This is a genomic window from Flagellimonas okinawensis (assembly GCF_029194005.1).
GTDB lineage: Bacteria > Bacteroidota > Bacteroidia > Flavobacteriales > Flavobacteriaceae > Flagellimonas > Flagellimonas okinawensis.
Window position 1 is genome coordinate 636056 of record NZ_JARFVA010000001.1, and the last position, 24344, is coordinate 660399.

Below are 24344 nucleotides of genomic sequence, written 5' to 3' on the forward strand. Positions count from 1 at the left end.
AATTCGAGTAGTTCTCCCAAAGATCCCCATAAAATTAACATTGTTTTTGGGATTTTTGTCAGTTACTTAAAATGAATACAAATAAGCTATGGAAAAATAGCTGAATACCACCTGGCTACACTAAATTTAACTGTTGCCAGTGGATAGGTATATTAATATTTCAAGCGAGCAAAAACAGGTAAGTGGTCAGATGGGTACCTGGTATCCTTGGAATCACTTAAAATGGCGCTTTTGAGCACCTCAAATTCATCTGAAACAAAAATGTAATCGATTCTTCGTTCTACAGGTTTATTGAATTCAAAGCCGTTAAAGGTTCCTTCCGGGCCAAAGGCATTTGTACCGGCAGCAATGTGAGTATCCGCCATTTCCGTCAATATCACTTGTACGCCAGGACTATCACTTTCCAGATTGAAATCTCCAGTGACCACAACCGGGTAATCCTCGGTGTTCAATTCCTTTATTTTTTCAAGGATGAGCTTAGAGCTTTCTTCTCGCGCCTTTACTCCTACATGATCAAAATGAGTGTTGAAAAGCATGAACTTTTTGCCATCACTTTTGTTCTGAAAAATTCCGTAGGTACAGGTTCTTGGCAGGGCAGCATCCCATCCTTTGGATGGTTTATTTGGAGATAGAGAGAGCCAAAAGGTGGATTCTTGCAGCAATTCAACTCTTACTGTATTATAAAAGACAGCTGTATGCTCCCCTCTTTCATCACCAAAATCACGACCTACCCCAAAGTAGGCATACTCCTTTAATCCATTGTCGATTTCCTTCACCTGATGAATCAACCCCTCCTGAATTCCAAATACATCCGGATTATAAAAGTTCAGCTGGGAAATCAAAAAATCCTTCCGGTTGTCCCAGTTGTAAGGAGCATCATTAGGGTTATCGTATCGGATATTATAGGAAATCACATCGATAGTTTGCGCATAAGAACACATTAGGGAACTTATAGCCAATAGGGTTAAGAAAATGTTTTTCATTGTATGGGTGTTCCTCGTAATCTTTCAAAGGCTTCGTAGGTTTTGTCCACCTTTTCTTTTGGGGTGGTCTCGAACTCCTTGTCAGTTACTTTGTAATACGACTGCAAACTATCCAATTTTTGGTGCATCAAGGTTACGATATCTTTATATTCTTGATCGTTGATGGCATTGTGTAGTTCCTTAGGGTCTTTTTCCAAGTCATAAAATTCCCATTCATCAATATCATCATAAAAATGAATGAGTTTATACCTATTGGTCCTGACACCATATTGCCTTTTAACCATATGAAAGGCCGGAAAATCATAATAATGATAATAAACGGCATCCTTGAAGTCATCGCGGGTACCTTCCAACAATCCCCTAAATGATTCGCCCTGCATGTTTGCTGCATATTCCTGTCCACCTGCCAAATCCAAAAAGGTCGGGGCAAAATCCAAGTTTTGGACCAAGGCATCAATATTGGTTCCCGGTTCAATAACGCCCGGCAATTGCATCAACAAAGGCATTTTCATCGATTCTTCGTACATAAAACGTTTATCGAACCAACCATGCTCGCCCAAATAAAAGCCTTGATCGGAGGTGTAGACCACCAAGGTGTTCTCGTCCAAGCCTGTCTCCTCCAAATAATCCAAAATTCGTCCAATGCCCTCATCAACGGACTTTACTGTCGCTAGATATTCGTGCAGATAACGTTGCCCTTTCCATTCTGCCAATTCCTTTCCGTGCAGATCGGCCTCATAAAAAGCATTGTTTTTAGCCAAATAAGCCTGGTCCCAAATATTGCGTTGTTCGGGTGTCATACGGTCAAAATCGGTGGTCCAAGGATTATGTGCAAGTTCAGTACTCCCCAAACCATCACTCATTTTTAAATCGTGCCCCTCGTACATATCCTTGTAAATGGTCTGTTGCTGTTCCGCTGCAGCTCTTTGATTTTCGAATTCAGGAAAGTAGGTGTCTGGCAATGGAAAAGTTATGGAATCATATACATTTAAATGGCGCAAAGCCGGCATCCAGTTGCGATGAGGGGCCTTATGGTGCACCATTAAATAGAAAGGTTGTTGACCATCTTGCCTTGCCTTTAACCACTCCAAGCTTTTATCGGTAATCAAATCGGTGGCATATCCCTCGACCACCGTGGTATCTTCCCCTTGTATAAATTCCGGGTTATAATAATTCCCCTGATCATTGAGAATATCCCAATAATCAAATCCTGTTGGCTCTCCGTGAAGATGCCATTTCCCCACAATAGCGGTCTCGTAACCGAGCTTTTTCAAGTGTTTTGGCAATGTCGGTTGACTATTGTCAAACCGTTCGCCATTCATCCGAAAACCGTTGATATGACTATGCTTCCCCGTTAAAATAACGGCTCTACTTGGGCCGCAAATCGAGTTTGTACAGAAGTTGTTCTGAAAAATGGCACCATTCCTTGCTATCCTATCAATATTCGGGGTCGGAGCCAACTTGCCCAATTCATGGTTATAAGCACTAATGGCCTGATACGCATGATCATCCGACATTATAAAAATAATGTTCGGTCGACTTTGGACAACTTCTTCTGCAGGCTTTTCTTCTTGCTTACAGGAAACAACAAGTAAGAGTAGAAGAAGCGTTAATCCAATTCGCATATCAATATTTTATTTTAGGGTGAATTTTTCCGACAGTTCAGCATCTGAATTGGTTCCCACAAAGATTTCAAAATCGCCAGGTTCACTAACAAATTCCAGTTGTGCATTGTAGAATTTTAAATCATCCGGCGAAAGGGTAATCGTCACCTCCTTGCTCTCCCCTTTCTTCAGCATAATTTTTTGAAAGCCTTTCAATTGACGTTTTGGAGGGGTAATGCTCCTCACAACATCGCGTAAGTACAATTGAACCACTTCTTCACCATCATAATCTCCCGTGTTGGCAACTGTCACTTTTACGGTAATCCCTTCGCCTTGAGAGATTTCCCTTGTATTCAATTTTAGATTTGAATAATCGAATGTAGTATAGCTCAACCCATAACCAAATGGCAATAACGGTGCATTAGGCGCATCTAAATAGTTAGACCTGAATTTTTGGAACTCCCCGCTCTCAGTAGCAGGCCTACCTGTAACTTTTGCACTGTGATACACTGGAATCTGACCCACGTTCACAGGCCACGTAGCTGTTAATTTTCCTGATGGGTTGTAATCCCCAAAAACCACATCGGCAATAGCATTTCCTGCCTCCACACCTGGGTGCCAAACTTGTAGAATGGAAACTGGCATATCAAATTCTTCAGGTATGGTCAGAGGTCTACCGCTCATCAAGACCAAGGCGACAGGTTTCCCCGTTGCCACCAATGCCCTAATTAATTTCTTTTGACTCTCTGGAATGGAAATATCGGTACGACTTGAGGATTCCCCACTCATTTCCGTAGCTTCCCCCACAACGGCCACTACAACATCAGAGTTTTTGGCCAAATCCACCGCTTCTTGAAGCATGGTTTCCGGGGAACGCTCGTCGATTAGGATTCGTTCTCCCAAAGAATTCACATTTTTGGCAAAAGCGACATCATCGGAAATATTGGCTCCTTTTGCATGTTCAATAGTTGCGCCCGAGGCCACATTGTTAAATCCTTCAAGAATGGTTACAGCAAGATTAAAATCCCCCGTGGGTGCCCAAGTCCCCAACATATTTTCCCTGCTATCGGCCAAGGGACCGACCAAGGCAATCTTTCCATTCTTTTTTAATGGGAGTAAATTGTTGTGATTTTTCAGCAAAACAAAGGAACGGGTGGCCAATTTACGTGACAAGGCCCTATTGTTCTCGGTCAAAATATCCTTTTCAGGACGTTTAGAGTCCAAGTATTTGTACGGATCATCAAAAAGTCCAGAAACATATTTAGCTTCCAATACCCTTCGACAAGCATTGGTGATGTCTTCCTCGGTCACTTTTTCTTCTTCCAAAGATTTCTTCAAGGTGGTCAAGAAACCTTCGCCTACCATATCCATATCCAATCCAGCTTTTAAAGCTAAGGCCGAAACTGCTTGAAGATCGCCCAATCCGTGTGGTATCATCTCGTTGAGTGAAGTGTAATCCGACACTACAAAACCTTTAAATCCCCATTGATCACGAAGCACATCGGTCAATAACCATTTGTTGCCCGTAGCCGGCACACCATCAACATCGTTAAAGGAACTCATTACACTGGCCGCTCCAGCATCGATAGCCGCTTTGTACGGTTGCATGTATTGGTTGAACATTTTTATCCTGCTCATGTCAACGGAGTGATAGTCACGTCCAGCTTCGGCAGCGCCATATAGTGCAAAATGTTTTACGCAGGCCAACATAGTATGGGCCGCGGCCAAATCGTCCCCTTGATAACCTTTCACCATGGCTTCGGCAACTTTGGAGCCCAGGTACGGGTCTTCCCCTGCACCTTCGGAAATCCTACCCCAGCGAGGGTCACGAGCAATATCCACCATAGGAGAGAAATTCCAGTTAATACCATCCGCTGTGGCCTCCCTTGCCGCCATTTGTGCAGCTTGTTCAACTAGGCCCATATCCCAACTGGACGAGAGCCCTAAAGGAATGGGATAGGTGGTTTTGTATCCATGAATCACATCGGACCCGATCAACAACGGAATGCCCAATCTACTTTCTTTAACGGCTATTTCTTGAGCTTTTCTAACCCTATCCGGACCAGTTACCCCAAAAAGTCCGCCTACCTGACCTGATTTTATCTTGGTCCCTACATTTTCACTAACCACTTCACCTGTGGCCACCCCGCCACCCGGGGTCAACAGGTTTAACTGACCAATTTTTTCTTCAATGGTCATTTTTTGCAACAATTGTTCTACTTCGGGGATTCGCTGTTGGGCGCTGGCACTGCCCACAACTAAGGCCAAAATGGCGAAAAGTGATTTCCTATAGTTCATGATCAGGTTGTTTTTCGGTTTTATTTCTCTATTCTGATACTTCCTGAGTTGTTTTTTTGGTATGAGAGAACAACCAAGGCAATAAATCTGGTTCTGCAAATGCTGGGTCCCAGCTATTATGATTGGCGAAATCGTACATTGTGAATTTTGGATAAACTCCTGCTTTCAACAATGCGGATACCATTTCCATGGATTGCAACGGATGTACAACATTATCCTGGGCTCCATGAAACACCCACAATGGCGTATTATTGGCGTATACCGAAACAGATTCCGGTTCGCCACCTCCACAAATGGGGACAGCTGCAGCAAAGGTTTCCGGTTTTCTGCTCAATAATTCAAAAGTTCCCATTCCTCCCATGGAAAGTCCCATCACATAAACTTGATTATCCTTGGTGTAAGGTTCTGCTATGGTGCTATCCAGTAAATCCATCACCATTTCCAATGCTTTGGTAGGTCCTTCACTATACTTGAAATCCAAATTGATGGGATAGGAACTTCTGTCCACATCTACATTGGCCCAGTAACTATCGCTCGGACACTGCGGAAATATCACAATTGCCGGATATCTCTCCTGCAAGTAATCAGTGGCAAACAGTTTAGCGCCGTTCCAAAGTTGTTTTTCGTTATCGCTACCCCGCTCACCAGCTCCATGGAGAAAAAGTACCACAGGATAGTTCCCATCTTCTTTAAAATTCTTTGGGTACATGATACGATACTTTAAAGTATCGTTCCCATCAACAAGCATTTTAGCTTCATATTTTGATTGCCATTGTGCAGCCACCAAATTACAGGCGAAAAGCAAAAGAAAAAATGATAATTGTTTTGTCATATTAAAATCCAAGTTTGGTCAAACCGGCTTGAACATCTTCGTTACCCATAAACAAGTTCCAAAGCAAACCAGTCCGATAGTTTTCGATCATGATAATTTGCGGGCCTTGATCTATGGCCAAATATGCTTCTGCCACCCAATCGTATTCTGGGCTAAAGGCATCGTAAAACCCAGCCGGACCCAACAAATCATCCCTATTCCTATAAAAGTAATGCATTGCATCCAAAGATTCTTCGGGCGCGTAAGGAATAGAACTGATTGCTGCAGTGGGAGATATGACTCCTGTATCGTTGCTGGGACTATGGGCGTTGTATCCGATGCTTCCATCGTTGTTTCGGGAGTAACTGGCCGTTAAACCCCAACAATCTTCGCCATAATCTTGATAAAAATCGGGATTGGCCACGCAGTACTCGTAATTGATCATGGTATGATTGACATTTACATCCCAGTAATCCACATAATCATCGGATAGATTTCGAGGGTCCAATCCTAAATAGGAATAATGTGCCCAAAATAAAGGTCCTCCAAATTGTTCGTTTCCATTATGCCTTACTAAAAGCGGATAACCGTATTGGGTGTTTGCTGATCGGATACCTCCTCCAGAAGCCCAGCCGTTGGAATAAACTTCCTTTTCGATTCCGAAGTCGGGAGAAGCCGCAGCCATAACATAGGTGATCAATACCTCATTATAACCTTTAAGCTGCATATTCATGCTAAAATCGTGGTTGGGGCTCCAATGCCAATAGAGTACATTTTGGTTTTGGGTATACCAATCCCACTCTACGCCCTTCCATAAATCATCGGCCTGTTGTGCCAAAGCTTGTTCTGCATCCGAACCATTTTTAAAATATTCCTTAATGCAAATAAGGCCTTGGGCCAAAAAAGCGGTTTCCACCAGATCGCCGCCATCGTCCAAATCACTAAAGGGAATAACCGCACCTGTGGAACCATTGATCCAATGCGACCATGCTCCATGAAAACGATCGGCATTTTCTAAGAAGTCCAACAAGGTGTTCAATCGCTCCAACCCTTCGGTCCTGGATATAAAACCCCTTTCTATTCCTACCAAAATGGCCATAAGACCAAATCCAGTACCTCCCGCCGTAACAACTCCTTCACTATTACCGGGATCATTGGGGTGATACCTTTCCCTTGCCCCACCGGAATTGGCATCGGCATAATCCCAGAAATATTTAAAAGTTGTTTCTTGGGTCAGGTCCAATAATTCGTTATCGGAAATTGTAGGCTCCTGTTCATCATCCGAACCGTTTCCAGGCAATTCTGGTGTGGTTGGGACATAGGTATAATCATCCCCTCCCCCACATGATAAAATCAATGTGGAGAAAAGGATTAGATATAAAGTTTTTTTAATCATTTATTGTTGCATATCAGGGTATTCAAAACCCAATTTCATCAAGCCTTTTTGCACCTCCTCATTTGCCATAAACAATTTCCAGAACAGGCCGCTTCGGTAATTTTCTATCATTACAGGTATTGGTCCTTGGTCAATGGCCAAATACCTTGGCAAATACCAATTATCTTCCAAACTAAAAGCATCGTATGGTCCGTATTTACCGATCAAGCTATCTTGCTGATTGTACATGAACCGCATAAACTTTTTACTTTCCTCTGGCGTGTAAGGCATGGAAGATAGTGCTGCCGTAGGTGAAATAACCCCTAAATCCTCTCCAGGACGGTGCCCAGCATACCCATTTATGGAGTAACTGGAGGTCATTCCCCAACAATCTTCTCCATAGCCTTCATAATCCTTTGGATTGTCCACTGCATATTTATAATGGATCAATGCATGGTTTTGGTTCAATTTCCAGTAATCACCGAATTGATCCTTCAGTCCTTTTGGATTTAAGCCCAAATAGGAATAATGTGCCCAAAACAATGGTCCAACGGGTGCATCGCTATGCTCATAATGGTTCAATTCCGTTTCCAAACCATAGTAGGTGGTGTCCTTGGCAATCTGTCCATCCACGGCCCATCCTTTTTCGTAAACCGATTTTTCTATGGAATGGGTCGGAGAAGCTGCCGCCAAAATATACATAATGAGCGCTTCGTTATAACCGCCAACCGGAAAGTTCATTTCCCATTGGTATTCTGGACTCCAATGCCAGTATAGGACATCCTCACCATTTTTGGTGTACCAGTCCCACTCTACTTCTTCCCAGAGCTCTTGGATTTTTTGTGATAGTTGTTGTTCACGCTCATTTCCATCTTTAAAATAGGCTTGAACGGTCAAAAGGCCTTGTACCAAAAATGCGGTCTCGACCAGATCACCTCCATTATCCTTTTTACTGAAAGCGGTCACTTTTCCCGTTGGCAACATCCAGTGTGGCCATGCTCCATGAAAACGATCTGCTTTTTCCAAAAAGTCGACGATGCGCTCGTAACGTTCCAAGGCTTGTTCCCTTGTTATAAATCCTCTTTCCACTCCCACCAGAATGGCCATAAGTCCAAAACCTGAACCTCCAGTAGTGATTATGTCCTTATCGTGGTTGGGATAAATCCCATCCATATGAATACGCTCTCTAGCCAATCCTGAAACAGGTTCTGCTCCGTCCCAAAAATAATTGAAGGTTTGGTACTGCAATGTATCGAGCATTGCCTGGTCGGCAATATTTAAACTGTCGAAATTGTTTTCTACAGTTTTATTGGCCTTTTCTTTAGTTTTTTGGCCATTGCACCCTACAAATAAAGTGGCAATGGCCAATGGAATTAAAATTAACCTCATACAAACTAACTAACTCAAATAATTTATAGTGCTGAACAAATGCACATTAATTGTTCATGATTTCTTGAATCTCTTCTTGGGTCAATGTTCTATCAAAAAGATATAGATCATCGATATAACTTAGATCGGACAGGTGGTTCCAACCAATAAAATTGGGTGCTCCCGAACCTATGGATAGTATGGAGCAATTTTCCCAACTAATGGTCTTTCCTGCCATATCACCAACATTTGCAACCGGTTCCCCGTTCAAATAAATTAGGGTCTCGGTCTCTGTAACGGTAAATGCAACGTGTACCCACTCATCAACAGTAGCATCAATCACATCACCATCGTTCCAGACATCACCGGCATCGGTACCCAAATGTAGTTTGATGCGTTGTTCGTCTGCACTTCCTTCTCTAATCAATCTAAAACCAGCAGAAAGATCGTTATCGGAACCATTCATTGGTGGGCTTACTGTTAAGATACCTGCCCTATCTGGGTCTGCATTGACCTTGTACCAAAATGCTCCGCTAAATTGATTGTTAAAGAGTCCATCTATTGGGAATGTGAGATAAGAATCTGTAGCACCGGCATAGGCATTGGTACCTACTGCACTTTCACCTGCAAAATCAGGAGTACCTACCACAGTGGCTTCTTCACCCGAATTGTCATCTATATTGGAACCATCAAAAGGCATATAAAATGTTGACCCGTAATTTTGAGGTGTTACTTCTCCTCCAAATACTTCGGCTACTTCTTCTGCTGATAATGACTTACTGAAGAATCTTAAATCATCGATAATACTGTTATCAGATGCATGTCCCCAGTAATCAAATGTGGGGCCGCCTGCTCCGATGGTGAACGTATCACATCCTGTCCAATCGATAGGAGCGGACATCGCTGAAGACAATGCTTCGGCACCGTTCAAATAGATTACACTTTCTGTGCTTGAAATGGTGAATGCAACATGCACCCACTCACCTGCGGTTACATCGATAAATCCGCCATCATTCCAGCTTTCGCCACCCCCGGTTCCAACATTCAACTTTATTTGTTGTTGGTCGGCGTTTCCTTCACGGAACAATCGGAAACCTTGGTTTCTATCTGCTGCATCATCACCAATGGTAATAATACCTGCCCTATCTGGAGTTGCATCGACTTTGTACCAGAAAGAACCACTGAACTCAGAAGTCATCAATCCATCTGCCGGATAGTTAATATATGAATCGGTAGCTCCCAAATATGCCTGTTCCCCTACTTGACTTTCATCGGTAAAACTTGGAGAACCTACTTCAGAGGCTGCTTTACTACCGATCAAATCGATATAATCCCCATCAAAAGGCATATAAAGGGATTCACCTGCATATTGAGGCATATACGGATTAGCAGCATTGATCATTATTTGAATATCGTTCTGGGTCAATGCTTTGTTGAAGATACGCAGCTCATCCATTTGACTGGCATCGTATCCGTGGTTCCAATAGTCGAAAGTGGGCCCACCAGAGCCAATATGCAACTCTTCACAACCGGTCCAATCTATTGGAGCAGGTAAATCGGCGGACAACATTTCAACTCCATTGAAATAAATTTTACTTTGGGTTTGGGAGATGGATAGGGCAACGTGCACCCATTCTCCAGCGGTTACATCTATAACTCCACCATCGTTCCAACTTTCACCAACTCCTGTACCCACGTTTACTTTAATGCGTTGTTCATCTGCACTTCCTTCGCGGAACAGTCGGAACCCTTGATTTCTATCTTCAGCATCATCACCAACCACTAAAATTCCAGCTCTATCCGGTGTGGCATTTACTTTATACCAGAAAGCAGCACTAAATTCAGGACTTGTAAGCCCTTCCATCGGGAATGTCAAATATGAATCTTGTGCTCCTTCGAATGCATCTGCCCCTAAGAATCCGTCTCCGGCAAAACCAGGATTTCCAACTTCACCAGCTTCTTGGAAGCTTATGAAATCCATATAATCGGAATTGAAGGGCATGTAGAGCACTTCACCATCAAACTGAGCGCTGTAAGGAGCCAACTTGGCAAAGTTTACTTCTTGCGTAGTTGACTTTCCTTCAATATCGGTCGCCGTTACGGTTACTTTGTGCTCGCCGTTCCCTAAACCATCATAGGTTACTTCTTCCATTACAATACGGTAATCGAGAAAGGAATTGAAACTTGCAATCTGTGAACCGTCCATGGCGACTGTAACGCTTGCCACTTCGATATCATCCGTAACTTCGAAGCTAATATCTATTGATGTTTCCTCCTCAAAAGGCATTAGTTCCACTCCCTCGGTGGGGTATGTTATGTTTACCTGCGGTGCAGTTTCGTCCACTCCCGCATCCACTGCCGTGATAGGGTCGATTCCTTCGTTACAAGAAATCACCAAGAACCCTACTAGCATCCATATGGATTTTACTATATGTTTCATTTTTTTAGTTTATTTAGTTTGTTAGTCTTCACTTCCGCCTCCCAAGCTTGGAAGTGCGTCCAACTGTGCTTGTGGATATGGCAATAGTTCCTTATCGGCGGTAAAGGTTCTTCCATCATAACTGAGCTCCGAGTAGTTGTCCAAACGGATCATATCGTAATATCGGATTCCCCATTCCATTCCGAGTTCTGCAAACTTCTCATCCATTACATCATCTGCGGTAACTCCTGAAACCGATGGCATTCCTGCTCTGTTTCGAACCATGTTCACTGCTTGATCAGCGGTCATTCCAGAACCACTGGCCCCACGCGATAAGGCCTCTGCGTACATGAGCAATATTTCGGCATATCGCATTACGATCATGTTTTTACCTCCCCCGTAATCATTGCGTTGTTCGGTAAGCTGTACGGAAGGTAAATAGTGCTTTCCACTTGCAAATAATGCTCTGGCATAATCGTTGATCACATCGCCATCTCTGGTTGTATTGTTTACAAAAGATGGAAGTGTTGCATAATTTGGATCCGTCTGAAGTTCTGCGATTCCTCTATCGGTCCACAGTACACTGGTTTCCAAACGGACGGATTCGTCCCTATCCAACATAAATTTGATAAACTTCATACTTGGTTCATAGAAGCCCCATCCGCCAGATGCATTTTCTCTGGCAGGTGTCCACCCTTGGGGACCAAACGGAGCGTACAAGTGATAAAAAGTATCTCCTGTACTGGAACCATAATCGGAAAACTGAAGTTCGAACAAGCTCTCATCACTCAACTCTCCGGGCTTTTTGAACAAATTGTAAAAATCGGGGTACAAGGAAAATCTATTGGAGTTTATGATAGCGGCACATGCATCGGCCATTCCTTGATAGTCTTCCATTTCCATATGCGCCATCGCTTTTAAGGCATAGGCGGTATATCGGGTTACCCCACCTGGTATATCCGTTCTTTCATTTGGCCTAAGATTGGGCAACAATGGTATGGCTTCATCCATTTGATCGGAGATATATTGCATAATCTCCTGCTTGGTGGCCGGCCCATTGGCAATCTCAGCATCAGGCTGTGTGGATTCAATAATAAATACATCGCTCCATACTCTTGCCAAGTTAAAGTGCAACCATGCGCGCATCACTTTTATTTCAGCAATGTACTGGTCCGCTGTTGCTCTTTCTGTGTCATCGGCAAAATCCTTGAAGTTTTCGATCAATTCAATTTCCGTATTCAATTGCACAATATCTCCGTAATGTACATTCCACAAAGAGTTGTACATCCAATATCCTTGCGCATACACGTAATTATCGGTATCGGCGAATGGTTGTTGATCTCCAAGACCACCGGCATTTACATCATCTCCACGAACAGAGAGCAACAATGGTTCTTCCCACCCTCTTGTTGCAATGATGTAATAAGAGCCTATCAAGGCCTGCACCATATCCTCGGTTGCCGAGTAGTCTAGGTCATCGGCATTTAATTGTCCCTCGATGTCCTCGAATTTATCGGAACATGATTGGATAGCGAGTATCGCAATCAGGATCAATGCCATTCTATATAATAGGTTGCTATTCTTCATCTCAATTTTCTTTTTATAGTTTAACATTAACACCTATAGTGTAAATCGACGGTACTGGGTATGTCTGACGATCCACCCCATCCGAAACTTCTGGATTAAATCCATTGTAGCTGAAAACGGTCAAAGGTCTTTCTGCGGTCAATGTAAATTTAAAGTCAGGCATATTGCCCTTAAGTTTGTCACCACGAAGGGTGTAAGCCAACTGTATATTCTGGATTCTGAAGAAATCACCATCCTCTACCCAGAAATCACTCAATCTTTGGTTCCAACTATCTCTTAAACCAGCGGATGATGGGTAACTATTTGTTGTTCCCTCTCCATGCCAACGGTTTTTTGCCAAATCGGCATCCATATTGGTATCGTTGGTGAAGATTACCTCACCACGTTTTCTGTTCAAGATTTTGTTGCCGGTTTGGCCATAAAAGTTCATGGAAAAACCAAAATCCTTGTAGTTCAGTCCAATGTTACCACCATAAGTGAACTTTGGCAAAAATGAACCAAGTACCATTCTATCCTCATCGGTTATGGCTCCATCACCATTCCTATCGTTGAAAATAAAGTAACCAGGTTGAATGTCCTGCCCGTCTGCAATGGCACTCTGAGCAACTGGGTCGGCATCAATTTGTGCTTGATTTTGATAAACTCCCGTGGTTTCATATCCATAGAACGCATAGAGAGGTTCACCTACCAAGGTTCTTTGTCTAAACTCTGCCGAACCTGAATCTATATATCCACTTTCATCTTCGATCTCTATGGCCTCATTTTTAACAGTGGTAAAGTTGGCTCCTATTGTATAGCTGAAGTCAGGAGTAATTTCATCACTCCAATTCAATGCAACTTCTACCCCAGAGTTTCGAATTACTCCTGAGTTCCTGGATACTGTTTGGTTAGCGATCGGGATATAAACCGGCATAATGGCGTCCTCTGTATCCCTTATATAATAATCGGCTTCTACAGACAACCTATTATTTAAGATGTTCATATTGAATCCAAAATCCAATTCTTCTACAACCTCCCAAGTTAAATCGGTAAATGTACTTGTAGCTGTGATACCTGTATTGGGGTTATCACCCAAATCCACGGTTTGATTGGAAATGGTGTTGGCTCCGGAACTTGCAGGTACGTTATCGTTACCCAAACGACCCCATGCTGCTCTCAGTTTTAGGAAGTCAAAGAATTTCACGTTTTCCATGAAAGGTTCTTCGGATAGTACCCAACCTGCACCTACGGAAGGGAAATAGCCCCATTGCTCCCTGGTAAACTTGGAAGATCTATCCGCCCTAAAGGTTCCGTACAAGAGATAGCGGTTTTTATAATTGTAGGATATTCTTCCAAAATAAGACTGCCCATAAATTCTGCGGTTATTCTCCTCTACATTATTGTTGAAGGATAGTGGGTCGGCAAAATTCAGGTACCACGATGTTTCATAATCGATACCTGCAATATCACTACCGGTCGCTTGGAATTGGTTTGAGGCTTCATCCCTAAAAGATGTACCTGCCATTACCGTTACATTATGGTCTTCGGCAAACGTATCGTTATAGGTTAAAACGTTATCCCAAATTTGGTTGTAGTAATTATTCTGCCTTCTGTTTATGGATGAAATTCGCTGATCACCAAAACCCATGTTATAAGGTAGGTTCACATAGCGCTCTTCCAGTGCAGAAAAATCGACATTATAGGTTGTTTTAAAGGTAAGTTTATCCTTTATAATGTCGGTTTCCAAATAGATGTTTGCCAATAACTTACGTATTTTCAATCGGTTATCGTTATAATCCATATCAGGAAACGGGTTCTGGGTTCCCCTATAGCCCAAGGCTTGGGCACTGGCATAACGTGTTGGTGTAGCTTCAGTATTCAATTCATCGAAAACCGGTAAAATAGGCACCGCAAAGTACGCTTTAAACCACGCTGAATTTTCAGGTGTTTGCTGTGTAGCATTACTAAAAACGGTATTCACCCCTATTCTTAAATTATCCAACACGTCCACATCCAGTTTGGAGCGGATATTAAATCTTTCATAATCATTCTTCATATCCAACAAACCTTCTTGTGAGAAGTAGTTGGCTCCCATGGAATAAGATACGTTATCGGTTCCTCCGGTAACGCTCAAACTGTGGTTTTGGATAACTCCGTCGCGAATAATTTCATCGTACCAATCTGTGTTTACATCGGGCACGTTCGGATTGATTCGGCTTCTACCATAACGTTGCATGGCATTTAAAATAAACTGAACATCCGCCTCGGAACCGGATTCCACAGCCATGGTCACGAATTGTTCGGCATTGGCCATTTGCAATACATTTTGAGCTCTTTGGATACCGGTGTATCCATTGTACTCAATTTGTGGCTTTCTGTTTTTACCACCAGATTTTGTCTCGATGATAATAACACCATTCGCTGCCCTTACCCCGTAAATTGCGGAAGATGAAGCATCTTTAAGAACGTTCATCGACTTAATGTCGTTGGGGTTTAAGAAGTCGATATTACTATAGAACATCCCATCCACTACATACAAAAGACTTGTAGCATCAGAATAGGTTCCAAGTCCACGAATTCTTACTGTTGGTGATGCGCCCGGAGAGCCAGGGGAAACAATCTGCACCCCTGCCACTTTACCTTGAAGTGACTGAACCGGGTTTGCAGATGGAGTCTTTTCAATTTGTTCCGCATCTACTGTTACAATAGAACCGGTTAAATCGGCCTTTTTCTGTGTACCATACCCAACTACAACAACCTCATCAAGGCTTTGCGTGTCTTCTAGCATAGTCAGGTCGATTGTTGTCCTATTATTAATAGGAATAGTTTGTGTAGTGAATCCAACGTAACTGAACACCAATGTTCCGTCACCTGGAACGTTTTCCAAACGATAATTTCCATCAAAATCCGTTTGGATTCCTGTTGTAGTGCCCTGAAGCACCACACTTGCCCCGGGCAACGGTTGTCCTTGATCATCCATTACCGTTCCCGAAATCGTTATATTGTTTTGAGCAAAAAGTACTGCTTGAAACAACAAAAACGAGATTAGCAAAAGTTTGCTTTTAATTTTCATAATTGTGCAAAAATAGAGTTAGATTTTTACTAAATTAACAAAGAGGGTGCTTTCAACCCTTGAGTCGGAATACATAATAAATACATCATAATTATAAGCTTTGGAAAGCCTTATTTCACCGTATTTGCAGTAGTATCGCCTTGTTTTGATGTAAAAAGAATTAACATAGTGATGTAGTGATGATGTAGTCCAAAAAACATGGATTTTAACCGCTCGAACCGCATTAGCCCTTTTAAAATGTGATAAGAAAATTGGATAGGTTATCCGAACTATCCATATCTAGCTTTTTTCGTAACCGGTACCGATGTATTTCCACTCCCCTTACAGTTATTCCCATTAGTGGAGCAATTTCCTTGGTGGATAGATTCATCTTTAGGTAAGCGCAGAGCTTAAGATCTTTTGGTGTTAAGGATGGGTATGACTTTAATAACCGCTCAAAGAAATCTTGGTGCAATTCTTTAAAGTTGACCTCAAATCGTTTCCAGTCCTCGGTATCTTCAATGGAATTGTTCAATTTTTTGATGAACGAACGATATCGCTGTGAATTTGAAAATTTATCCTTGTTCATCACCAACATATTCTTCAGCTCCAAAATCATTTCATTTTTACGGGCAATATTCAGGGTTGTACTCGCCAGCTCGTTCTGCTTTAACTTTACCTGCTTGGCCAATTCCTCTTTTTCCATCTTCGCCAATCGTTCCTGCTGTTCCTGCTTTAAATGCTCTTCCAGCTCCCTATGCTTTCTTTCGAGTTTTTTTCGGTTATATCTCCGAACAATATAAATACCCAAAACAGCGAGTGCAGCATATAAAAACAAACTTCCCCAAGAAAAATACCATGGTGGAGCAATCTCAAATCTCAAACTATTGAAATCTGAAACGGAATTCTCCATCCCAGCCGTGGAAACTTGCAGAGTATATTCACCATAAGGAAGGTTTTGAAAATTAATAAACCCACTTTCCGAATATTCCGTGTATTCTTTGGGTCCTTGAAGCTTATAAAAATATCTAGGTGAAATATATTCCGGTGAGGCAACTTCGATGGTCAAGGTCTGTGAATGCCTGAAAGGTATCCGTATGGATTCCTGTACAACGGAATGCATGTTTTCTTGATCGTGCAGTACCACAAAATAAGGCACGGGCAACTCTTGGCTCTCCGAAATATTTTTAAGTCCGGGGTCGTTTATCTTTGCGAAACCATCTGTAAGTGTAATGTAGGATGTGCTATCGTTCACCTGAACCACAGTTTGGGAATCTGGAGCCAATCGCTCCCGCAATGGCAAATCCGTTACCAAAAGACTGTCCCCTTTTAAATTTGTATAAATAATGGCCTTTTGCTCATTATCATCTACAAACCAATAGAACTGTTCATCAAAAAACAGTAATTCCTTGCCCTTATAATCCTTGAACTCTTCAAAATCCTCGATACGATCACCAATTGGGTTATAGGTAAACCAATTGCCCTCACTGTTGAGTACAATGTTGTTTTTAATATTATACAGTTTTACATTATACTCGCTGGGAGCTCCTTTACCCAAAAACGCTTGGATTTCATCAAACTCTTTATAGCTGCCATTGGAAAAGTGCATGCGATAAAATCCTTTATATGGATGGGCTACCCATACTATTTCTGGAGTCTCAAAACATAGTTGTTTTACAGGGGCATCAAACCCTTCTATTTTAGACACATTCCATTGGTTGTTGTCCGTTTTCTGAAATTTGGCCAACCCATTATAAGTTCCTTGCACATATGTGGCGGTTTGGCCGGGTACCTTTATCATTTGATAACCTCCGGCAATTTCGCTCACTTGATCAAAACTGTTCTCTGTAACCTTGTAAGTTCCGGTATTATGCCCGCACAACAAGTCGCCCTCTATAACTTCTAAATCCCACACATGGCCCTGCGAACCACTTACAAACTGCAATTCGTTATCATCAAAATAGAATACACCTGTGTTACTCCCCAAAAACAGTTTACCATTGTACCATGCTATATCGTAAACCATTCCCAAGGTACCTGAGTAATCGGTGTAGTAAGATATTGGATTGTTCAATTGAACTCTGGCAAGCCCATTATCGAGTCCCAACCATAATTGTTCTTTAAACAACAAGGTCGACAATACAGTATTATTTTGAAGCCCAGATTCCCTATTTAGAATACTGTACAGCCCTGTATTGGTATCATAGAGGTACATTCCATTTTTAATGGTCCCAAACCCTATAACCCCGTTTCCCAATAGGACTATTTTATTTAATTGATGCTGCTTTAGTTCCTCGTTTATCGGAGCAGACCATGGTGTAAGTGTATTTCCATCAAATAAAAAGCAGCCGTGCAATTTGGTCCCTATTAAAAGTCTGTCTCCCCAAACAGCCATATCGTTGACCGTTTTCCCCATTAAAAAGTCCTGGCCCGGCAAACGAACAAGTTCTTTGTCCTTTACTTCAAATAAACCTACGGAGCCTCCCGCAACAATCAAGCTATTGTTGAATTCAATAAAATCGGAAACTACATCGGGGGGGTCCACCACTACGATTTCATCGTTGCCATAGGCATAAATCGCAGAAAATGAACGGAACATTACCTTTCCGTCCTTAGCCGGAAAAATTTCCCAGAACTCTTCACTGGTAAAAGTATGATCTTGAATAAGGTTGGTCAGGGATGTATAGCCGAGCTCTCCGAATTCGTTTTTGGTCCAGTATCCAAATTCTTCATAGGAACCCGTGTAAATTCTATCCCCAATACTCTCCACAGACCGTATAATGGTATTGTTGGGAAGTTTGTTCAAAGTCCACTCCTCTCCATTGTAATGTAACAACCCTTTATTGTTCGCAACAAAGAGTTCCCCATTTTCATTTACGGACACATCCCAATTTTTACTGCCCCCTTTGTAATCCAATAACTGATAGTTTTGTATGGGAGGCAATAATTGTTGCCCTGTCACCGAAAGACAGGTCAAAAACATGATGATTTTGAAGAGCCTAGAAAGCATTCTGTTCTATTTGTGCGGTAAAGGTCTTTCGAAACAATGAATATACAAAACTACTGGACCAAATATAGCATACGGACCATTCTCAGTGCACTAGGTTTTCCGAATAATGGTCCTAAATGTAAGGTTGATACGGGCCGTATTGACCTTTTTAGTAGGAGGCAAACGATGATGCCAATACTCCTGAGTTTCTCCTTTCATGAGCAATAAACTCCCATGGTCCAGAAATAGCTCTGTTTTTTCTTTGGTGGTTTTGTGCTTAAAGGCAAATTTACGCTCCGACCCCAAACTAAGAGAGGCTATTGCACCATGCTGTTTCAGTTCCTTTTCATCATCGCTATGCCATCCCATCCCTTCTTCTCCTGTATGATATAAATTGAGCAGGCACGAATTAAAGGCTTCATGTGTTTGCTTTTCGACCAGTTCCTTTATTTCCAGGAGTTCTGGTGTCCAAATTGATGCCTTTTTGGTGTTTTTTGAATAGGTGTATTTAAAGGGTTCATCGCCAAACCAAGCCACTTTTCGCTTGGTCACTATTTGTTTGCCGAACATTTGGACTACATCATGTTCCCAAGGCATATGATCCAACAATTGTTGAAAATAGAAATCTGCCTTTTCTTTATTCAGTATGGGGCCAAAATAATTGACAATGCCATCTTTTGGCAAGATATTTTGGGTTGAATCAATCTGGCTGGTAAATAAATCCATTTTTACTTTTCGCTGAATTATTGCGTTAACCTTTCTTGGCTTTTAGCCATTATTTCCAATACACGCTCTTTTAGTACTTCAGGTTCCAGTATTTTGGCGTAATCGCCAAACATCACATACCAGCGGGAAAATCCATTTTTCCAATCGGTAGTCATAAAAGTCATCTCTATTTCGTTTCCCTTCGCCTCGCTGGAAACCAATCCATAATACTTGGTTTGTCCTTGAATATATTTGGCAACGGTCTTGTCCACCAAAATCCTAACTTTGGTTTTTTCAACTTCTTCCTTTCTATTTCTGTGCTCATCAATGGTTCCATGCTCTAACAAAAAATCCAGCGAAGTCCTTTCTATTTTATGGATTCTATCCGTTCTAAAATGTCGGTAATCCGTCCGTAAATGGCAATACCCCAAAATATACCAAAATCCGTTTTCATTAAAAAGACCAACGGGTTCTATCTTTCGCTCCGATGGGTATTCTTCCCTCAACGATTCATACCGCAAAAATACTTGCTTACGTTCCGCAATACTCTCAAACAAAATTTCCAAGGCATTGGGAACCTCATCATTAAACAGCTCTTGTCCTGGAACTATCGACACTTGGGATTCCAAAGCTTCCACCCAATCTTTTTCGCTGCCCCTAAGGACTGATTTTAGTTTGAACATTGCCGATTCATAATAGGCACCAAGGGATTTATCGGTAAATTGTTGCATCAGCTTTTCTGCGGCCACAAAACTTCCAGCTTCTTCACGAGTAAACATTACCGGCGGCAATCGATACCCCTCCATAATAGAATAGCCAACCCCAGCTTCGCTTACAATAGGGACCCCAGAAGCTTCCAAGGTTCTAATATCCCTGTAAATGGTACGCAGGCTCACCTCAAATCGGTCTGCGAGTTCCTGTGCCTTTACAATCCGCTTGGTTTGTAGCTGAATCAAAATGGCAACTATCCTATCAAAACGTTTTACGGTATCCATTCCCATAATTGCGTGAGCTATCTCCCAAAGATAGGATTTCAATCCAAGCAAGGGAGGTGATTTCCAGCTCATCTCATTTCATTTTAATTAATCGATCAGGTTTATTGAACAAAACTATTCTTGGTCAATGACAACAGCCTGTCAGCATCCTTTTTTTTGACTTGTTTTTTACTGCTGACACGGGGCTGTCACCCACCCCTCCTAACTTTGGTTTCAGAAACAATAAACCTTTAAATCACAATTACATGGAAAACACCATTAATGAACAGACAACGGCCCAAGTAATGACACCAGAGCAATTTTTAGAGCAATACCAAGGCCACAGAAGGCTTACCCGAAAAGTAATCGAATCCTTTCCCGAGAAAGAATTTTTTAATTACAGTATTGGCGGTATGCGCCCATTTTCCGAGATGGTGAAAGAGCTCTTGGCCATTGCCGTTCCCGGACTTACCGAAATTGTAACGGGAAATACCAGTGAATTTGACGAGAACAGAGACTATGGCGACACAAAGGCCCAATTTTTGGAAAAATGGGACCAGGATACGGTGGAAATCAACAAACTGTGGAAACAGCTCAGCATTGCACGATTCCAAGAGGTCATAAAACTTTTTGGGCAATACGAAGGAACCGTACTTTCCAATTTGCTCTATTTTGTGGACAACGAAATTCACCACCGTGGCCAGGGTTATGTATACCTGCGCGCTTTGGATATTGAGCCACCTTTTTTTTATGACCGCAGTTAAACCATGACCGTCCATGTGTTCAAAACATCTGTAAAACGAAAAGGTGAAGTGAACCAACTTCGTCCGTGGCTGAACAGATTAATAGACAATAAGGGTTGTTGGAATTTTGACCTTGAAGATTGCGACAATATTCTCCGGGTAGAAACCCAGAGCCTGAACATTCCAACAATTACTTCCTTGCTGCAAAACAACGGCTACCAATGTGAAGAATTGGAGTAAAAACAAAAAAGCCCCTTTAAAAAGGGGCTTTTTTATTAAAGATTTGCTTTTTCCTTAAGCTCGGTAAACTTGGTCAACAGCTCTTGGCACCTGTCTTTTTCTTCTTGGCCCGGTAATTTGTCCGCGCTGCTCAAAATATAATATAGATAGGAGATTTGTGCCACCATCACAACTTCCGGGTAGGCACCCTCATCATTTTTAAGCTCCTTTAAAATATCCTTGTACTGTTGGATTTTGGCCTCGCCCACTTTGGATTTTTCCAGTTCCTTGATCTTGTCCTCTACCTTATCTTGCAGCATCCTTGCTTCGGACAATAGATCAATTACTTTGAGCTGTAACTCTTGTTGTTTTTCCATGTCAGCCAAGGAAACTCCATCATCCTCAAGTTTAGGATCCATAAGTACTTGAAAGGATTTTTCGAAAGATTGATCACCAACCGTTAGTTTAGCGGTATAGGTGCCCGGCAAGACCATTGGACCGTTCATGTAACGTCTCCTTTTGTTCTTTGCCCAAGGTCCTTTTTGTTCCAAGTTCCAGTTAAAACGGTTCAAGCCTTTTTTTGTCTCCAACTTTTCATCCATATAAACAAAAGTCATACTTAAGCTCATATCCTCTACCTTTTCGGTCGTGGATTTTAGTTTTGTAGAGTCGCTTACAATGGTCGCCACTTCTTTTCCCTGGGCATCCATTATTTGAAGGCTTACACCATCCTTTACATCAGAAGGCAGGTAATAATCAATGATCACACTTGTTGATGGGTACTTTGGAAAATCTGCTCCACCCCAAGGGGTTTGATACCTGTAGGTGTTGTCCGGTTTGAACAATACCGGAGCATCTCCCAATTTTGTAATATTCTCATCCTGAAGCGCGGTTATATTATCCAAAATCCAGAACCCGCGTCCCATGGTACTCAACACCAAGTCACCCCTGAACAAGATAATATCCGTTATTGGGGTCACAGGAAGATTTTGTTGGAATTTTTTCCAAGATCCACCGTCATCAAAAGAAACGAACATACCATACTCCGTACCTGCATATAGCAAACCTGCACGTGATGGATCTTCACGCAGCACTCTTGTGGTATGGTCAGAAGGAATTCCGTTGGATTCTGTACTGATCAATTCCCAACTTTCACCATAATCATCTGTTTTGTATAGATATGGTGTGGTATCTCCCAATAAATGACGATCCACTGCGATGTAAGCTTTTGCTGCATCAAATTGAGATGGTTCTACAGACTCTACCCTTCCACCCTTCGGTAATTTTTTCGGGGTTACATTCTTCCAAGTCGCACCACCATCTTTGGTAACAGAAATAACTCCATCGTTGGAACCAGTCCAAATCACACCTTTACTGATCTTTGATTCCCTGATGGAATAAAGCGTACTATAATATTCTTCACCTGTAATATCCCTGGTAATCGGGTTTCCGGAAATCACCTGCTTGTCCGGCTCGTTTGCGGTTAGGTCTGGAGAAATAATTTCCCAATTTTTACCGCCATTACTTGTTTTGTGAACAAACTGAGATCCCATGTACACCACTTCGGGGTCGTACGGAGACACATGGATAGGTGCCACACGCTGGAATCTATATTTTAAATCCTTTGGGTTGTGCCCATATATATTGGATGCACCGATGGAATACTCTCGGCTTTGTCCAGTTTTTTTACTGTAAACACTAAAACGCCCCTTACAGTTATTGTATACCATAAAATGGTTGCCGGGCATTGGAATAACCGGACCAGTTTCGCAACCTCCCACATCCATCATTATGCTACCATTTGCCGGAGAAGTGGCAGAAGGTGCCAAGCTGGGAATGGCAATGGTCGTATTGTCTTGTTGTGCTCCATATACCCAATATGGATATTGGTCATCTACTGCTACTTGATAAATTTCCGCGGTCGGCTGATTGTATTGTGTGGACCATGTTTTTCCTCCATTGTGGGACACATTGGCACCTCCATCATTACATTGGATCAATAAATCGGGATTGTCAGGGTTAAGCCAAATATCGTGATTGTCTCCATGGGGAACACTCATGCGCTTCCAAGTTTTTCCTCCATCAACAGATTTGATCAACGGGTTGGCATTGGAGTAGACAATATCTGGATTGGTAGGGTCCAATTCAATATTGGTATAATAGAATGGTCGGTTAACCAAGCGTATATCGTCCGATACATGTGTAAAGGATTTACCTTGATCTACAGATTTGTACAATCCACGATCATCACCTGGGGCTTCGATAACCGCATAAAGTATTCTGGAATCCGCAGCCGATACGGCCAAATCAATTTTTCCAATTAATCCTTCCGGCAAACCATCTTCAAGTTTTGTCCAATCTTTGCCTCCATTAACGGATTTATAAATTCCACCTTCGCTGTTTTTTCCTCCAGAGTCTATCGTCCAAGGGGTACGCCTTGCTTTCCATGCAGCGGCATAAACCACGTTTGGATTTCCAGGAAGCAGCTCTAAATCGGCAAAACCGGTCTCCTCGGATACATAAAGAACCTTTTCCCATGTTTTTCCACCGTCTGTAGTTTTATAAATACCACGTTCCTTGTTGGATTTAAAAGCATTACCAATAGCTGCCACCCAAACAATGTTACTATTGGTAGGGTCTATTTCCACGGCACCGATCTGACCAACATTTTCCAAACCAATATGCTCCCATGTTTTTCCGGCATCTATGGATTTGTACATGCCCTTACCTTCGATAATGTTACTACGGATTCCATCCGAACCTGTACCTACATAAACGATGTTGGGGTCATTAGCAGCGATTTCTATTGCTCCAATAGATGGTGTTTTAAAAAATCCATCTGATACATTGAACCAACTGGTTCCATAGTCTTCGGTTTTCCAAACACCGGCACCAGTAGCACCAAAATAAAAAGTACCCGGCAACATTGCCGTACCTGTTACGGTAGTTACCCTACCACCTCTAGCAGGTCCAATAGTACGGTATTCTAGGGCGTCAAAGTCTTGGGCAAAGGTTGCACAAGTCAATAAAAAAGTAAATAGAAAATAAAATGAGCGTTGTTTCAGGTTCATGAGTTAGTTAGATAGTTTGGTTTCTTCCCAAATCTACTAAATACCTAGCCAATCTGAAATGCTCAAGCGTATGAATTACAGCCTTTTTGTTCGAAACACGCTTTAATTACAAAATCCACAACGACTGCACGAAATTTTATCACTTTACAAATAGTGCGTAACAGGAC

At 42.1% G+C, this 24344-nt stretch carries 15 protein-coding genes; 2 read left to right on the forward strand and 13 right to left on the reverse strand.

The window, feature by feature from the left end; translation table 11 throughout:
• Nucleotides 1-152: 152 nt before the first annotated feature.
• The 12 genes from PY091_RS03070 to PY091_RS03125 all read right to left on the reverse strand — a co-directional run bounded on the left by PY091_RS03070 (nt 153) and on the right by PY091_RS03125 (nt 20171).
• Entirely contained in the window at nt 153-983 is an 831-nt protein-coding gene (locus tag PY091_RS03070) for an endonuclease/exonuclease/phosphatase family protein (protein WP_275648286.1), read from the reverse strand.
• A complete protein-coding gene (locus PY091_RS03075; RefSeq protein ID WP_275648287.1) occupies nt 980-2608 on the reverse strand; it encodes a sulfatase family protein in 1629 nt (542 codons plus the stop codon). Before PY091_RS03075 ends, PY091_RS03070 begins: the two co-directional genes overlap by 4 nt.
• Nucleotides 2609-2617: 9 nt before the next feature.
• A complete protein-coding gene (gene bglX / locus PY091_RS03080; RefSeq protein WP_275648288.1) occupies nt 2618-4885 on the reverse strand; it encodes a beta-glucosidase BglX in 2268 nt (755 codons plus the stop codon).
• Between the two features lie 28 nt (nt 4886-4913).
• Nucleotides 4914-5717, reverse strand: coding sequence for a carboxylesterase family protein (locus PY091_RS03085; protein WP_275648289.1), 804 nt, complete (start codon nt 5715-5717; stop codon nt 4914-4916).
• Between the two features lies 1 nt (nt 5718).
• The gene (locus tag PY091_RS03090) at nt 5719-7092 is read right to left on the reverse strand and encodes a glucoamylase family protein (protein ID WP_275648290.1); all 1374 of its coding nucleotides are present in this window, start codon (nt 7090-7092) and stop codon (nt 5719-5721) included.
• Nucleotides 7093-8460 (reverse strand): glucoamylase family protein, encoded by a 1368-nt coding sequence (locus PY091_RS03095; RefSeq protein WP_275648291.1) that lies wholly within the window; start codon nt 8458-8460, stop codon nt 7093-7095. It abuts the gene before it with no gap.
• Nucleotides 8461-8506: 46 nt separating this feature from the next.
• Nucleotides 8507-10879 carry a LamG-like jellyroll fold domain-containing protein gene (locus PY091_RS03100; RefSeq protein ID WP_275648292.1) on the reverse strand — a complete coding sequence of 791 codons (2373 nt, stop codon included), beginning with the start codon at nt 10877-10879 and terminating at the stop codon, nt 8507-8509.
• A gap of 21 nt (nt 10880-10900) precedes the next feature.
• Nucleotides 10901-12445, reverse strand: coding sequence for a RagB/SusD family nutrient uptake outer membrane protein (locus tag PY091_RS03105; protein ID WP_275648293.1), 1545 nt, complete (start codon nt 12443-12445; stop codon nt 10901-10903).
• Between the two features lie 13 nt (nt 12446-12458).
• Nucleotides 12459-15497 (reverse strand): SusC/RagA family TonB-linked outer membrane protein, encoded by a 3039-nt coding sequence (locus PY091_RS03110; RefSeq protein ID WP_275648294.1) that lies wholly within the window; start codon nt 15495-15497, stop codon nt 12459-12461.
• A 232-nt stretch (nt 15498-15729) separates the two neighbouring features.
• Complete coding sequence (locus PY091_RS03115; RefSeq protein WP_275648295.1) at nt 15730-18459, reverse strand: Two component regulator three Y domain-containing protein; 2730 nt, start codon at nt 18457-18459, stop codon at nt 15730-15732.
• Between the two features lie 117 nt (nt 18460-18576).
• Nucleotides 18577-19191, reverse strand: coding sequence for an alpha-ketoglutarate-dependent dioxygenase AlkB family protein (locus tag PY091_RS03120; RefSeq protein WP_275648296.1), 615 nt, complete (start codon nt 19189-19191; stop codon nt 18577-18579).
• Between the two features lie 17 nt (nt 19192-19208).
• Nucleotides 19209-20171, reverse strand: coding sequence for a helix-turn-helix transcriptional regulator (locus tag PY091_RS03125; RefSeq protein WP_275648765.1), 963 nt, complete (start codon nt 20169-20171; stop codon nt 19209-19211).
• A 239-nt stretch (nt 20172-20410) separates the two neighbouring features.
• On the opposite strand from PY091_RS03125, the gene PY091_RS03130 reads away from it, so the two are divergent.
• Both PY091_RS03130 and PY091_RS03135 read left to right on the forward strand, forming a co-directional pair.
• Entirely contained in the window at nt 20411-20908 is a 498-nt protein-coding gene (locus tag PY091_RS03130) for a DinB family protein (RefSeq protein WP_275648297.1), read from the forward strand.
• A gap of 3 nt (nt 20909-20911) precedes the next feature.
• On the forward strand, nt 20912-21127 hold the full coding sequence (locus PY091_RS03135; protein WP_275648298.1) for a hypothetical protein: 216 nt from the start codon (nt 20912-20914) through the stop codon (nt 21125-21127).
• A 35-nt stretch (nt 21128-21162) separates the two neighbouring features.
• Here PY091_RS03135 and PY091_RS03140 read toward each other — a convergent pair whose 3' ends face one another.
• Nucleotides 21163-24177: a VPS10 domain-containing protein gene (locus tag PY091_RS03140; protein WP_275648299.1), complete on the reverse strand. Its 3015-nt coding sequence runs from the start codon at nt 24175-24177 to the stop codon at nt 21163-21165.
• Nucleotides 24178-24344 lie beyond the last annotated feature (167 nt).

What these genes read in the sequence shown, in the direction of transcription:
- bglX (WP_275648288.1), bottom strand. Translation starts at nt 4,885, where the DNA reads ATGAACTATAGGAAATCACTTTTCGCCATTTTGGCCTTAGTTGTGGGC.
- PY091_RS03110 (WP_275648294.1), bottom strand. Translation starts at nt 15,497, where the DNA reads ATGAAAATTAAAAGCAAACTTTTGCTAATCTCGTTTTTGTTGTTTCAA.
- PY091_RS03075 (WP_275648287.1), bottom strand. Translation starts at nt 2,608, where the DNA reads ATGCGAATTGGATTAACGCTTCTTCTACTCTTACTTGTTGTTTCCTGT.
- PY091_RS03105 (WP_275648293.1), bottom strand. Translation starts at nt 12,445, where the DNA reads ATGAAGAATAGCAACCTATTATATAGAATGGCATTGATCCTGATTGCG.
- PY091_RS03070 (WP_275648286.1), bottom strand. Translation starts at nt 983, where the DNA reads ATGAAAAACATTTTCTTAACCCTATTGGCTATAAGTTCCCTAATGTGT.
- PY091_RS03095 (WP_275648291.1), bottom strand. Translation starts at nt 8,460, where the DNA reads ATGAGGTTAATTTTAATTCCATTGGCCATTGCCACTTTATTTGTAGGG.
- PY091_RS03090 (WP_275648290.1), bottom strand. Translation starts at nt 7,092, where the DNA reads ATGATTAAAAAAACTTTATATCTAATCCTTTTCTCCACATTGATTTTA.
- PY091_RS03085 (WP_275648289.1), bottom strand. Translation starts at nt 5,717, where the DNA reads ATGACAAAACAATTATCATTTTTTCTTTTGCTTTTCGCCTGTAATTTG.
- PY091_RS03100 (WP_275648292.1), bottom strand. Translation starts at nt 10,879, where the DNA reads ATGAAACATATAGTAAAATCCATATGGATGCTAGTAGGGTTCTTGGTG.
- PY091_RS03130 (WP_275648297.1), top strand. Translation starts at nt 20,411, where the DNA reads ATGGAAAACACCATTAATGAACAGACAACGGCCCAAGTAATGACACCA.
- PY091_RS03125 (WP_275648765.1), bottom strand. Translation starts at nt 20,171, where the DNA reads ATGGGAATGGATACCGTAAAACGTTTTGATAGGATAGTTGCCATTTTG.
- PY091_RS03140 (WP_275648299.1), bottom strand. Translation starts at nt 24,177, where the DNA reads ATGAACCTGAAACAACGCTCATTTTATTTTCTATTTACTTTTTTATTG.
- PY091_RS03115 (WP_275648295.1), bottom strand. Translation starts at nt 18,459, where the DNA reads ATGTTTTTGACCTGTCTTTCGGTGACAGGGCAACAATTATTGCCTCCC.
- PY091_RS03135 (WP_275648298.1), top strand. Translation starts at nt 20,912, where the DNA reads ATGACCGTCCATGTGTTCAAAACATCTGTAAAACGAAAAGGTGAAGTG.
- PY091_RS03120 (WP_275648296.1), bottom strand. Translation starts at nt 19,191, where the DNA reads ATGGATTTATTTACCAGCCAGATTGATTCAACCCAAAATATCTTGCCA.